At 59.6% G+C, this 14073-nt stretch carries 12 protein-coding genes; 10 read left to right on the forward strand and 2 right to left on the reverse strand.

From position 1 onward, the window contains the following. The first annotated feature begins 18 nt into the window (after positions 1 to 18). The 4 genes from ACZZZU_RS05440 to ACZZZU_RS05455 all read left to right on the forward strand — a co-directional run bounded on the left by ACZZZU_RS05440 (position 19) and on the right by ACZZZU_RS05455 (position 3264). On the forward strand, positions 19 to 729 hold the full coding sequence (locus ACZZZU_RS05440) for a histidine phosphatase family protein (protein WP_463549991.1): 711 nt from the start codon (positions 19 to 21) through the stop codon (positions 727 to 729). 63 nt (positions 730 to 792) lie between these two features. Then, positions 793 to 1107 carry an SCP2 sterol-binding domain-containing protein gene (locus ACZZZU_RS05445; protein WP_122453347.1) on the forward strand — a complete coding sequence of 105 codons (315 nt, stop codon included), beginning with the start codon at positions 793 to 795 and terminating at the stop codon, positions 1105 to 1107. 221 nt (positions 1108 to 1328) lie between these two features. Then, a complete protein-coding gene (locus tag ACZZZU_RS05450) occupies positions 1329 to 2396 on the forward strand; it encodes a phosphotransferase family protein (protein WP_463549992.1) in 1068 nt (355 codons plus the stop codon). 100 nt (positions 2397 to 2496) lie between these two features. Beyond that, entirely contained in the window at positions 2497 to 3264 is a 768-nt protein-coding gene (locus ACZZZU_RS05455; RefSeq protein WP_122497811.1) for an SDR family oxidoreductase, read from the forward strand. A 256-nt stretch (positions 3265 to 3520) separates the two neighbouring features. Here ACZZZU_RS05455 and ACZZZU_RS05460 read toward each other — a convergent pair whose 3' ends face one another. Beyond that, complete coding sequence (locus ACZZZU_RS05460; RefSeq protein ID WP_122498531.1) at positions 3521 to 4942, reverse strand: HDOD domain-containing protein; 1422 nt, start codon at positions 4940 to 4942, stop codon at positions 3521 to 3523. 165 nt (positions 4943 to 5107) lie between these two features. Here ACZZZU_RS05460 and ACZZZU_RS05465 point away from each other — a divergent pair, with 165 nt between their 5' ends. From ACZZZU_RS05465 to fabI, 6 genes are read left to right on the forward strand one after another with little or no spacing between them, the layout of a single operon-like run. Next, positions 5108 to 6937 (forward strand): extracellular solute-binding protein, encoded by a 1830-nt coding sequence (locus tag ACZZZU_RS05465; RefSeq protein ID WP_463549993.1) that lies wholly within the window; start codon positions 5108 to 5110, stop codon positions 6935 to 6937. Beyond that, the gene (locus ACZZZU_RS05470; protein ID WP_463549994.1) at positions 6934 to 8811 is read left to right on the forward strand and encodes an extracellular solute-binding protein; all 1878 of its coding nucleotides are present in this window, start codon (positions 6934 to 6936) and stop codon (positions 8809 to 8811) included. Before ACZZZU_RS05465 ends, ACZZZU_RS05470 begins: the two co-directional genes overlap by 4 nt. Beyond that, entirely contained in the window at positions 8812 to 9885 is a 1074-nt protein-coding gene (locus ACZZZU_RS05475) for a microcin C ABC transporter permease YejB (protein ID WP_122497807.1), read from the forward strand. It begins immediately after the preceding gene. 14 nt (positions 9886 to 9899) lie between these two features. Then, positions 9900 to 10919 carry an ABC transporter permease gene (locus ACZZZU_RS05480; protein ID WP_463552108.1) on the forward strand — a complete coding sequence of 340 codons (1020 nt, stop codon included), beginning with the start codon at positions 9900 to 9902 and terminating at the stop codon, positions 10917 to 10919. Position 10920: 1 nt separating this feature from the next. Further along, positions 10921 to 12561, forward strand: a complete 1641-nt coding sequence (locus tag ACZZZU_RS05485; RefSeq protein ID WP_463549995.1) for an ABC transporter ATP-binding protein — start codon at positions 10921 to 10923, stop codon at positions 12559 to 12561. 29 nt (positions 12562 to 12590) lie between these two features. Beyond that, entirely contained in the window at positions 12591 to 13385 is a 795-nt protein-coding gene (gene fabI / locus ACZZZU_RS05490) for an enoyl-ACP reductase FabI (RefSeq protein WP_463382405.1), read from the forward strand. A gap of 191 nt (positions 13386 to 13576) precedes the next feature. Here fabI and ACZZZU_RS05495 read toward each other — a convergent pair whose 3' ends face one another. Next, positions 13577 to 13876, reverse strand: coding sequence for a DUF2288 domain-containing protein (locus tag ACZZZU_RS05495; RefSeq protein WP_463549996.1), 300 nt, complete (start codon positions 13874 to 13876; stop codon positions 13577 to 13579). Between the last annotated feature and the right edge of the window lie 197 nt (positions 13877 to 14073).

A 14073-nucleotide genomic window follows, 5' to 3' on the forward strand; every position in this document is an offset into this window, starting at 1 on the left:
TAGCGGGATGACGCTCACGTGGGCAGCATTTATATGATTCGCCATGGCCAGGCTTCCTTTGGCGCCGACGATTACGACGTGCTGTCCGAGCGCGGTGTGCAGCAAGCCGAAATTCTCGGCCGGCACCTGGCGCAGCTCGACGTACGCTTTGATCGTTGCCTGGCCGGCAGCCTCTTGCGTCAGCAGCACACCGGCAAATCGGCCCTCGCTCAACTCCAGGCCGCAGGCATTGCCACGCCGGAGCTGGAAACCGATGAAGCCTTCAACGAATTCGACGCCGACGCCGTCATTCGCGCCCTGCTCCCCGACCTGCTTCCCGAAGAACCCCACGCTCTCGAAACCTTACGCAACGCGGCACAAAACCGTGGCGAGTTTCAGCGCCTGTTCGCCCTGCTGATCGGCCGCTGGATTTCCGGCGACCATCCCAAACCGGGCCTGCAAAGTTGGAAGGAATTCGTTGAACAAGTAGAAGGCGGTCTGGCGCGGATTCTCGAACGTGCGTCGAGCAAAGACAGCGTCGCCGTATTCACATCAGGCGGCACCATTACCGCCATGCTGCATCTCATTACTGCAATGCCGGCAGCGCAAGCTTTCGAGCTGAACTGGCAAATCGTCAACACCTCGCTCAACCGCTTCAAGTTCCGCGGTCGCGAGGTGGCACTGGCTTCCTTCAACAGTCACGCGCATTTAGAGCTGTTGAAGGCGCCGGAACTCATCACTTTCCGCTGAGTTCCGGACTACTGTGGCCCGCAAGGCCGCGCGTAACCCAAGAAAACTATAAAGGATCGAATCATGACCACAGTTGCTGACATCGCAAAAACCATGCAGTCCAAATTCAACGCTTCCGCTGCTGCCGGCCTGGACCTGGTATTCGGTTTCAAAATCGAAGACGGCGAAGACTTCTACCTGACCGTTAAAGACGGCACCTGCGACCTGACCGAAGGCACCGCGCCGAACGCCAACGTCACCCTGATCATGAACACCGAAACCCTGGCTGGCATCACCTCCGGTGAAACCGACGGCATGCAGGCGTTCATGGGCGGCAAACTGCGCGCTGAAGGCGACATGATGCTGGCCATGAAACTGGGCGAACTGTTCCCGGTTTAAGGCGATTTAGCGTCTACGCTAGATGACAAACCGGAGTCTTTGGACTCCGGTTTTTTTTCGTCTGCGCGCTGTCTGTTGCCTAGGTTGTAGCCGGCAATCAGGCCGGATGATTATCCAAAAACACGCTCACCAATAAGGGCCCGCGCGGCTTGTGAGGCCTGCGGCACGGCATTAGATTAGCCAATAATCTAAGGCCCTCATTATAAGTAGAAGGGATAAGTATGGCGCTTACCGACCAGTCCACCCGAATCCGTAATGGCGAAGAACTCGACGCCGCCGTTATCGACCCGTACTTGAAGGCGCACATTCCAGGCCTGACTGGCACGCCGGTAATCAGCCAATTCCCCGGCGGCGCCTCGAACCTCACCTACTTGCTCGAATACCCAGATCAGGAATTCGTGCTACGCCGTCCTCCGTTTGGCCACAAAGCCAAATCGGCCCACGACATGGGCCGCGAATTCCGCATTCTCAACCAGCTCAACGCCGGCTTCCCGTATTGCCCGAAAGCCTACGTGCACTGCACCGATGAGAGCGTGATTGGCGCCGAGTTCTATGTGATGGAACGCGTCAACGGCATCATCCTGCGCACCGACATGCCGCCTGAGCTGAACTTCAGCCCCGAGCAAACCCGCGAGCTGTGCAAGAACTTCGTCGACAAATTCGTCGAGCTGCACAACGTCGACTACCACGCCTGCGGCCTAGGCGATCTGGGCAAACCGGAAGGCTACGTAGAGCGGCAGATTGGCGGCTGGACCGACCGCTACGAAAAAGCCATGACCCCCGACGCGCCGACCTGGGACGTGGCCAAAGCCTGGCTGCGCGACAAGATGCCCGCCGACCACCACAAGCCGGCAATCGTGCATAACGACTACCGCCTGGACAACGTGATTCTCGACCCTAACAACCCGACGCAAATCATCGGCGTTCTGGACTGGGAACTGACCACCATCGGCGACCCGCTGATGGACCTGGGCAACACCCTCGCCTACTGGATTGACGCAGCCGACTCGGCGCCGATGCAAATGATGCGTCGCCAGCCAAGCCACGCGCCGGGCATGTTTACCCGTCAGGAATTCGCCGACTACTACGGCGAGCGCGCCGGCGTGGAAGTTAAAAACCTCGACTTCTACTACACCTATGGCCTGTTCCGTCTGGCCGGCATCGTGCAGCAGATTTACTACCGCTACTTCCATGGCCAAACCCAGGACAAACGCTTCGCCTCGTTCATTCAACTGAACAAGCTGCTGGAGCAAGCGAGCCTGCAGGTCATCCACAAGTCCACGCTGTAATCATGCGCAACCCGCCGCCCGGCCCTCGGCTGGCGGCGGGTTCAGCCACCTGGCCGTCGCTAAGCCGACGCTTATAAAAACCCAGCATCAGGGGAACCCCATGTCCAAGACCACTCTGTTCGACCTCGACGGCAAAGTCGCTTTCGTGTCCGGCGCCAGCCGCGGCATCGGTGAGTCCATCGCCAAATTGCTGGCCCAGCAAGGCGCGCACGTGATCGTTTCGAGCCGCAAAATCGAAGGCTGCCAGGCCGTGGCCGACGCCATCATTGCCGACGGCGGCAAAGCCACTGCCATCGCTTGCCACATCGGCGAGATGGAACAGATTCAGAACGTGTTCGCCCAGATTCGCGAGCAGTTCGGCCAACTGGACATCCTGGTCAATAACGCCGCCACCAACCCGCAGTTCTGCAACGTGCTGGACACCGACCTGTCGGCCTTCCAGAAAACCGTGGACGTGAACATTCGCGGCTACTTCTTCATGTCCATCGAAGCCGGCAAGCTGATGCGTGAAAAAGGCAAAGGCAGCATCATCAACGTGGCCTCGATCAACGGCGTATCGCCGGGCGTGTTCCAGGGCATCTACTCGGTGACCAAGGCCGCCGTGATCAACATGACCAAAGTATTCGCCAAGGAATGCGCGCAATTCGGCATCCGCTGCAACGCCCTGCTGCCGGGCCTGACTGACACCAAATTTGCCTCGGCGCTGGTGAAAAACGACGCTATTTTGAACACCGCGCTGCAACAGATTCCGCTCAAGCGCGTAGCAGATCCGAGCGAGATGGCGGGCACTGTTTTGTACTTGGCAAGCGATGCTTCCAGCTACACCACGGGTGTGGCGCTCAACGTCGACGGCGGTTTCTTGTCTTAAGGAAATCCCGCGCAAACGAAAAAGAGGCCTGCGGGCCTCTTTTTTTTTATGCGTGCCATTGGGGTGTGGGCGGGGAAGATCAACAGCATCGCGGCTAAAGCCGCTCCTACAGATTGCGTTGGTCCTGTGGGAGCGGCTTTAGCCGCGATTCCTGGAAACGTCGATTTCAGTGGACAGAGAAGATCAACAGCATCGCGGCTAAAGCCGCTCCTACAGACCTGCACAAACTGTGGGACCGGCCTTAGCCGCCTCCGAATCACTTCTTGGTCAACGCCTCCAAACACCGCCCCGTCAGCTGAGTAAAGCGCTGAAACGCCACAAACTGTTCATGCTTCAGCGCCCGCCCGGAAATACGGCTGTCGGCATAGAGCACGCCAATCTGCCGATTGCCAGCCAGCAACGGAGCGATGAAGAACATGCCTTGGCCGAGCCATTGGCGGATCGGTTGGGTCACCAGTTCGTTGAGGTTGTAGCTGGCCGGCACGCCCATCCACAGCGCTTCGCGGTGGCGCAGCACGTAGCTGAAAATATGCGGCTGCTCGGCCTGTTCGGCGGGCAATACGAAGTCGCTGAGCCAGCGTTCGGTTTTTTCACCGACGGCGCGTTTGGCTTTGAAGCGTGTCTGCTCGTCGGCCAATACGGCCAGCATCACACGTTCCAGGCCAGCGCCCTGGTGCAGGCCTTTGAATAACGTCTCGAGAATCAAGCCAACGTCGGCGCGCTTGGAAACCATCATGCCGAGGTCTTGCAGCGCCTGTTGCAAGATCAGCAGGTTGGGCTGCAGCAGTCGCGCCTTGCGCTGTTCCTGTTGGGTGCGGATCAGTTCCGGGTCGGTGGAGGGAATCAATCGGCACAAGGAACTGGCGCCAAATGTGGCGGCCACTTTTACCGCTTCGTCGGCGCTGTCGAGCACTTGTTGCAGCGCTTCTTGCGGCGTCACGCCAATAAAGGTGGCCATCTGATTGATCAGGCCTTCCATTTCCGGCGAGTCCCAGCCTTCCAGCGCCGCTTCGCTGATGCGTGCACCCAGGTGCACGGCGAACGCGGCGGGGTCGTTGTGGTTGCTGGTGTTGTGGGCGAGGCTGGCGATTTCGCCGAGGTTCCAGCTTTTCACCAGGCCTTGGGTCAGTTGCCGAAAGCTGGTGCCGAGCACCTCGCGTACCACTTCGTCTTCGTTGACGCCGGGGCGCGCCAAGGCGGCGCCCAGTTCATCCGCCTGCTCACCGCCGCAGCCCCAAAACGCCAGCGCGCCGAGGTGGTAGAGCAACGCGGCAATAAACACTTCTTCCTGGTGCTTGGTCAGCACGTAGCCGGCCATGTTGCGTGCCTGCACGGCGGCGTGAAACGAGCGGGCCAGCAGTTCGTGCAGTTGCTCGCTGGAAGCGCGGCCCAGCAAACCGTCGATCAGGCTGACGGACAAACCAATCAGCCGCACGTTGTCGAAACCAATCAGCACAATGGCGCGCGAAATGGTCCGAATCTGTTCCTGGGCGGGGTTGTAGTAAACGCTATTGCCGACGCGCAGCACTTTGGAGGTTAACGACGCGTCGCGCAGCAACACGTCGGCCAGTTGCTGCACCGACGATTTTTCTGCCTGGGCCAGGCGGTGCAAGTCCTGCACTACGGCGGCCAATGCCGGTAACTCGGCTTGATTCAAACGATCGATCCATGACTGCAATCCATGGGTGCGTGCTGCCAAGATAAAAACCTCGCGGAACATTCTTTCATTGTCGCCAGTAGCCTCTGAAACCGGCCTCCGGGCTTTCTCTTTTTCCAGCGGATACAAGCTGTTACTGTACGGCCACGAAGCTCAATGCCGCTACGGAACGGACCACCTAGCCTGATGCGTTGCCTCCTTTCGCTACTCCTGAGTCTGGCTCTGTGCGTTCCTGCTTTCGCGTCTATCAGCGAAAGTCATGGTTATGCGCAATTCGGCACACTCAAGTATCCCGCCAGTTTCACTCACTTCGATTGGGTTAACCCAGACGCGCCCAAAGGCGGCACGATTCGAGTGATGGCATTTGGCACCTTCGACACTCTAAACCCTTACACCTTTAAAGGTAGCAGCCCTTCGTCTACTCCTAACTTTGCCCAATACGGCATTGGTGAATTAAACGAACCGCTGATGGCCGGCACCGGCCAGTACGACCCTTCCGGCGATGAGCCGGCGTCCAGTTATGGGCTGATCGCCAAGTCGGTGGAATACCCCGAGGACCGCAGCTGGGTGGTGTTCAACTTGCGCCCTGAAGCGCGCTTCAACGACGGCAAACCGGTCACCGCCTTCGACGTGGCGTTTTCCTACCGCACGCTGCTCAAGCAAGGTCATCCGCAATACCGCACCAACCTGCAGGAAGTGGCGCGGGTCGACATCCTCAATCGCCACCGCATCCGCTTTGTGCTCAAGCGCGCCGGCAATCCGCTATTGATTCTGCGCCTCGGCGAGCTGCCCATTCTGCCGCAGCACTATTGGAAAGACCGCGACTTCAAAGCCACCACCTTCGACGCCCCGGTAACCAGCGGCCCGTACCGAATCACCGAAATCACGCCAGGCCGCAGCCTGGTGTTCGAGCGCGTGAAAGACTGGTGGGGCGCCGACTTGCCGGTGAACCGTGGCAAGTACAACTTCGACCGTATGGAGGTCGAGTTCTACCGCGACAGCGACGTCGCCTTCGAAGCCTTCAAGGCCGGCGAATTCGATTTCTATATTGAGCATCAGGCTAAAAACTGGGCCAACGGTTACCGCTTCCCAGCCGTGAAACGCGGTGACGTGATCCGCGCGCAAATTCCCCATCAAATTCCCACGCAGACCCAGGGGCTGTTCATGAACAGCCGGCGCACAGCCTTTGCCGATGAAAAGGTGCGTGAAGCCATGGGCCTGATGCTCGATTTCGAGTGGACCAATCGCACCCTCTTTAACGATTCCTACACCCGCGCCAGCAGTTATTTCCCCAACAGCGAGTTCAGCGCTACCGGTAAGCCCGAAGGCCGCGAGTGGCTGCTGCTCTCGCCGTTCCGCGAACAATTGCCCGCCCGCTTGTTTACCGAGCCGTTCGCGGTGCCGAAAACCCAGGGCAGCGGCATTCCCCGGGAAACCCTCAGGCGCGCGTTGGGTCTATTGGCCGACGCCGGCTGGAAGCTCAACGGCCAGCGTCTGCAAAATGCCAAGGGCGAACCGCTGCGCTTCGAGCTGCTGCTGGTCAACCCAAACCTTGAGCGCATTCTTCAGCCGTATGTGGAAAACCTCGCCAGCATTGGCGTACAGGCAAACTTGCGTACCGTCGACCGGGCGCAATATAAACAGCGGCTGGACCAATTCGACTTCGACATGATTCTGATGACGCTGCAGCAAAACCTCAGCCCCGGCCTCGAACAATGGCAGTACTTTCACTCCAGCCAGGCCAGCGTCAAAGGCAGCAAAAACTACGCGGGCGTTCGCAGCCCGGTGGTCGACAGCCTGCTGGAAAGCCTGTTGGCAGCCCAAACCCGCGACGAACAGGTGGCCGCAACCCGCGCCCTGGACCGCGTGCTGCTGTCGCAGCACTACATGATTCCCAACTGGTACCTCAACTACCACCGCCTGGCGTACCGCAACCGGTTCGCCTCCGTCACCACGCCGCCTTACACCCTCGGGTTGCGCGCCTGGTGGCTGAAGCCCACGGAGAAGGCTTTATGACTTTGTTTTTGCGCACCGTGCTGCGCGTTGGCAGCGGCGCTCTGCTCGCCAGTCTCTGCCTGACAGCCGCAGCGGCGCCGCAACATGCCATCACCCTGTACGACGAAGCGCCCAAATACCCCGCCAACTTCAAACACTTCGACTACGTAAACCCCGACGCCCCCAAAGGCGGCACCCTGCGCCTGGCCGGCAACGGCGGCTTCGACAGCCTCAACCCATTCATTCCCAAAGGCGTATCGGCCGATCAACTGGGCTTGCTGTACGACAGCCTCACCTACCACTCCCCCGACGAGCCGTTCACCGAGTACGGCCTGCTCGCCGAGAAAATCGAGAAGGCCGCCGACGACAGTTACGTGCGCTTCTTTATCAACCCCAAAGCGCGCTTCAACGATGGCACGCCCGTCACCGCCGCCGACGTGATTTTCACCTTCAACACCCTGCTGAAAAACGGCGACCCGATGTACCGCAACTACTACGCGGACGTCGACACCGTGGTGGCCGAAGCGCCGCTTACCGTGCGCTTTAACTTCAAGCACGCCGGCAACCGCGAGCTGCCGTTGATCATCGGCCAACTGCAAATTCTGCCGAAACACTGGTGGGCGACCCGCGACTTCAACAAAGCCAATTTGGAAGTGCCACTGGGCAGCGGCCCGTATCGCATTACCCAGGTATCGCCGGGCAGCAGCATCCGCTACGAGCGCAACCCCAACTGGTGGGCCAAAGACCTGCCCGTGACGCGCGGCTACTACAACTTCGACACCGTGCAAATCGACTACTACCGCGACATGTCGGTGGCGCTCGAAGCCTTCAAAGCCGGCCAATTCGACTTCAACCTTGAGTACTCCGCCAAAGACTGGGCCACCGGCTATGACTGCCCGGCCCTGCGCGATGGCCGCATCGTTAAAGAAGCCCTGCCCAACCACAACTCGGTGGGCATGCAGTCGTTTGCTTTCAACATCCGCCGGCCGAAATTCCAAGACCCGCGCGTGCGCGAAGCCATCAGCTTGTTGTTCGATTTCGAATGGTCGAACAAGCAGTTGTTCTTCAGCTCCTACAAGCGCAACAGCAGCTACTTCGAAAACTCCGACATGGCCGCCCACGAACTGCCTGACGCTGCCGAGCTGAAGTTGCTCGAACCGCTGCGCGGCAAAGTGCCCGACCAAGTGTTCACCGAGGTGTTCCGCCCGCCCGTGTCGTCGGGCGACGGCATGATTCGCGAGCAAAAGCGCAAGGCTTACAAGCTGCTGCTGGATGCCGGCTACAAGATTGAAAACGACAAAATGGTTGGCCCCGACGGCAAGCCGCTGGCCTTCGAATTCATGCTCTACCAGCTGAACATGGAGCGCATTCTGCTGCCGTTTATGCGCAACCTGGCCGAGCTGGGCATCGACATGCAGATTCGCCGCGTCGACGCCTCGCAGTTCGTCAACCGCCTGCGCTCGCGCGACTTCGACATGACCAACGCGACCTGGGGCCAGTCCAACTCGCCGGGCAACGAACAGCGCGAGTATTGGCATTCCAGCAGCGCCGACAGCCCCGGCAGCCGTAACTTCATCGGCCTGCGCGACCCGGCCATTGACGAACTGGTCGATGGCCTGATTCGCTCCGACTCCCGGCAAAGCCTGATCACCCATGCGCGCGCCCTCGACCGCGTGTTGCTGTGGGGCAACTACGTGATTCCCAACTACTACATCGACACCTGGCGCATCGCCCGCTGGAATAAATTCGGCCGGCCCGCCATCACGCCGAAATATGATTTTGGCCTGATGACCTGGTGGCAAACCCGCGAGACCGCCGAGGGCACCTCCCCAGCGGCAGCGCCGGCCACCACCGATGTCGCGCCGCCCGAAGCGGCCCCACAGGATTCCCAATAAATGCTTGCCTACATTCTGCGGCGCCTGCTGCTGATCATTCCGACGCTGCTGGGCATTTTGCTGCTCAACTTCATCATCATTCAGGCCGCGCCGGGCGGGCCGGTGGAACAGATGATCGCCAAGCTGGAAGGCTTCGAAGGCGCCACCAGTCGCATCTCCGGTGGCGGCGCCGAGGTGTCGGTGGCCGGTTCCAACTACCGGGGCGCGCAAGGCCTGGACCCGGAGCTGGTGAAAGAAATCGAGAAAATGTACGGCTTCGACAAATCAGCCCCGGAGCGTTTCTGGCTGATGCTCAAAAGCTATGCCCAGCTCGATTTCGGCAACAGCTTCTTCCGCGACGCCAAGGTGGTCGACCTGATCGTGGAGAAAATGCCGGTGTCCATTTCCCTCGGGTTATGGAGCACGTTGATCATGTACCTGGTGTCCATTCCGCTGGGCATCGCCAAAGCCATGCGCAACGGCAGCACGTTTGATGTGTGGACCAGCTCGGCGATCATCGTCGGCTATGCGATTCCGGCTTTTCTGTTCGCCATTTTGCTGATCGTGTTGTTTGCCGGGGGCAGCTATTACGACTGGTTTCCCCTGCGCGGCCTGACCTCGAATAACTTCGACCAGATGAGCATGGGCGGGAAAATTCTCGACTACTTCTGGCACTTGGTGCTGCCGGTGATGGCGCTGGTGATCGGCAACTTCGCCACCCTCACCTTCCTGACCAAAAACAGCTTTCTCGACGAAATCAACAAACAGTACGTGGTCACCGCGAGGGCCAAGGGCCTGACCAACAACGCGATTCTGTACGGGCATGTATTTCGCAACGCCATGCTGCTGATCATCGCCGGCTTCCCCGCCGCGTTTATCAGCATCTTTTTTACAGGCTCGCTGATGATCGAAGTGATCTTCTCCCTCGACGGCCTGGGCTTGATGAGTTTTGAGGCGGCGATCAACCGCGACTACCCCATCGTCTTCGGCACGCTGTTTATCTTCACCTTGCTCGGCCTGGTGGTGAAGTTGATCGGCGACATCACTTACACCTTGGTCGATCCGCGCATCGACTTCGCGAATCGGGAGGGTTGAGCATGGGCACTGCATTGAAAATGTCACCCCTCAACCGTCGCCGCTTCGAACGCCTGAAAGCGCACAAGCGCGGCTGGTGGTCGCTGTGGCTGTTTCTCGTGCTGTTCGTGGCAAGCCTGGGCGCCGAGTTGATCGCCAACGACAAACCGCTGGTGGTTCATTACGACGGCGGCTGGTATTTCCCGGTATTCAAGCGCTACCCGGAAACCACCTTTGGCGGCGAATTTCCGCTGGAGGCGAATTACAAGAGTCCGTACATCCGCGAACTGATCGCCGAAAAAGGCGGCTGGACCCTATGGCCGCCCATTCCGTTCAGCTACTCCACCATTAACTACGACCTGAAAGTGCCCGCCCCCGCGCCACCCTCTGCGGACAACCTGCTGGGCACCGATGACCAGGGCCGCGACGTGCTGGCGCGGGTGATTTACGGCTTCCGTATTTCCGTGTTGTTCGCCCTGACGCTGACCATTTTCAGCTCCATGATCGGCGTGGTGACCGGCGCGCTGCAAGGCTTCTATGGCGGTTGGGTCGACCTGCTCGGCCAGCGTTTTCTGGAAGTGTGGTCGGGGCTGCCGGTGCTGTATCTGCTGATCATTCTTGCCAGCTTTGTGCAGCCCAACTTCTGGTGGCTGCTGGGCATCATGCTGCTGTTCTCGTGGATGACCCTGGTGGACGTGGTGCGCGCCGAGTTCCTGCGTGGCCGTAACCTGGAATACGTGCGCGCCGCGCGGGCGCTGGGCATGGAAAACGGCGGCATCATGTTCCGCCACATTCTGCCCAACGCGATGATTTCCACCATGACTTTTATGCCGTTCATTCTCACTGGCGCCATCGGTACGCTGACCGCGCTGGACTTTCTCGGCTTCGGCCTGCCGGCCGGCTCGCCGTCGCTGGGTGAATTGGTGGCGCAGGGTAAATCCAACACCCAGGCGCCGTGGCTTGGCATCAGCGCCTTTGCCGTGCTGGGCCTGATGCTGACCCTGTTGGTGTTTATCGGCGAGGCTGCTCGCGATGCCTTCGACCCAAGGAAATAACATGGGCCAGACCCCTAAAACACCGCCAAACACCGCGCCGGAAAATCTCATTGAAGTGCGCGACCTGGCCGTGGAATTCACCTCGGGCGCGAGCCGTCAGTGCGTGATCCAAGGCTTGAACTTTGATATTCGCCGTGGCGAAACCTTGGCGCTGGTTGGCGAAAGCGGCTCGGGAAAATCGGTGACTGCGCATTCCATTCTGCGCCTGCTGCCCTACCCGCTCGCGCGCCACCCGGCCGGCAGCATTCGCTATGCCGGACACGACCTGCTGACGGTCAACGAAAAGAAACTCCGGCACATCCGTGGCAACCGCATTGCCATGATTTTCCAAGAGCCGATGACCTCGCTGAACCCGCTGCACAACATCGAAAAGCAGATCAACGAAGTGCTGGCCCTGCACAAAGGCCTGACCGGTAAAGCCGCAACCAAACGCACTCTGGAATTGCTCGAGCTGGTGGGCATCCCCGAGCCGCATAAACGCCTCAAAGCGCTGCCTCATGAGTTGTCCGGCGGCCAACGCCAGCGGGTGATGATCGCCATGGCGCTGGCCAACGAGCCGGAACTGCTGATCGCTGACGAGCCAACCACCGCGCTAGACGTCACTGTGCAGCTGAAAATCCTCGAACTGCTGAAAGATTTGCAGGCCCGCCTGGGCATGGCGCTGCTGCTGATTACCCACGATTTGAACCTGGTGAAACGAATTGCGCACCGGGTATGTGTCATGCAGCGCGGAGTGATCGTCGAACAGGCTTCATGCGATGAACTGTTCGACAATCCGCAGCATCCCTACACCCAGGAATTGCTCGGAGCCGAGCCCAGCGGTTCGCCGGTCGCCAACGCAGCCGGCAAGCCAGTGCTCGAAGTTGAAGACCTGCGGGTGTGGTTTCCGATCAAGAAAGGCGTGCTGCGCCATACGGTCGATCATGTGAAAGCGGTGGACGGCATCCACTTCAGCCTGCACCAGGGCCAAACCCTGGGCATTGTGGGCGAAAGTGGTTCCGGCAAATCCACCCTCGGGTTGGCGATTTTGCGGCTGATTGGCAGCAAGGGCGTTATCCGCTTTCAAGGCCAGGACATGCACGACCTGACCCAGCATCAAGTGCGGCCCTTGCGGCGGCAGATGCAGGTGGTGTTTCAGGACCCGTTTGGCAGCCTGAGCCCGCGGATGTCGGTGTGTCAGATCATTGGTGAAGGGCTGCGCATTCATAAGATGGGCAGTGAAGAAGAACAGGAGCAGGCAATAATCGATGCACTGTTGGAGGTAGGTCTGGATCCGGAAACCCGGCACCGCTACCCCCACGAGTTTTCCGGTGGGCAACGGCAGCGAATCGCCATCGCCCGGGCACTTGTGCTCAAGCCGGCATTGATTCTGCTGGATGAACCCACCTCGGCACTGGATCGTACCGTGCAGCGTCAGGTGGTGGAGTTACTGCGATCGCTGCAGCGCAAGTACAACCTGACCTATTTGTTCATCAGCCATGACCTGGCGGTGGTCAAGGCGCTGAGTCACCACTTGATGGTGGTCAAGCAAGGTCGGGTGGTGGAACAGGGGCCAGCCGAAGCCATTTTCGCCGCCCCGCAACACGTATATACGCAGCAGTTGCTGGAGGCCGCTTTCCTGGTCCCAGCCACTGCCGATTAATCCTTGAAAGCAGGAAGAGGAATAACACCATGGGTTTTCTCGCCGGTAAGCGCGTACTGATCGTCGGTGTCGCCAGCAAGCTGTCCATCGCATCCGGCATTGCTGCCGCCATGCATCGCGAGGGTGCTGAACTCGCCTTCACCTACCAGAACGAAAAGCTCAAAGGCCGCGTCGAAGAATTCGCCGCTGGCTGGGGCTCGAACGCCGACCTGTGCTTCCCGTGCGACGTGGCCAGCGACGAAGAAATTGCCAACGTATTCGTTGAGCTGGGCAAGAAGTGGGACGGCCTGGACGTGATCGTTCACTCCGTCGGCTTCGCCCCTGGCGACCAACTGAACGGCGACTTCACCGAAGTCACCACCCGTGACGGTTTCCGCATCGCCCACGACATCAGCGCCTACAGCTTCGTGGCCCTGGCCAAAGCCGGTCGCGAAATGATGAAAGGCCGCAACGGCAGCCTGCTCACCCTCTCGTACCTGGGCGCCGAGCGCACCATGCCCAACTACAACGTGATGGGCATGGCCAAAGCCAGCCTGGAAGCGGGCGTGCGTTACCTGGCAGGCAGCCTCGGCCCGGAAGGCACTCGCGTGAACTGCATCTCCGCTGGCCCGATCCGCACCCTGGCGGCTTCCGGCATCAAGAGCTTCCGCAAAATGCTCGCCGCCAACGAAGCGCAAACGCCACTGCGCCGCAACGTGACCATCGAAGAAGTCGGCAACGTCGGCGCCTTCCTGTGCTCCGACCTGGCGTCGGGCATCAGCGGTGAAATCACCTATGTGGACGGTGGTTTCAACACCACGGCCATGGGTGCCATCGAAGAGTAAGAATGTTGGTATGAAGAAGCCGCTCGATTGAGCGGCTTTTTTTTGCGCTTTTGTAGGTGAGAGTGCGGTTTTCAGGTCTGGCCAATCGAGGCTAAAGCCTCTCCCACAATAAAACGACGTCTTTCCCACCATGGAATGAAACCTGTGGGAGAGGCTTTAGCCTCGATTCCTGGAAACGACGAACCCTCGCCCTACCCCCGCTCCTGAATCAACACCCAAGGTGCCACCACCACAGCCCACAGCGTCGGGTCACGGTCGAGCAGATCCTGCGCCAGCGCGGCTTCAACCTTGCAAACTGTTTCATTCGCCAACCACTGCGCCACCTGGGCGCCGTTGTCTTGCGCAAACCCCATGGCCACCTCGATCAGGTCACTGCCGGGCGCTACCCACAGCAAGGCGCCACGGGCGAAGAAGGGTTGCAGCTCTTGCCAGGTGATCGGGGCGGTTTCGCCTAGCAACTTGGCGTAAAGCGGGTCAATGGCGTCGGTCATCACGGGCTCTTTTGTTCGACAAGATGTAAATGGCGGCCAAGCCGCCGGGCGGCAATGATAGCGGCGTTTGCCGCAGGAACAAGATCGGCCTGACGCTCTGCCCGGCAGTGGCGACACGCCGTTTTTCTATACATTTATTTCGATTTAGCGACATTGCCTACAGACAGCATCAGTCGCCGCTTTTCAAGGCACAAATC

Source organism: Pseudomonas sp. AC136, assembly GCF_979258585.1.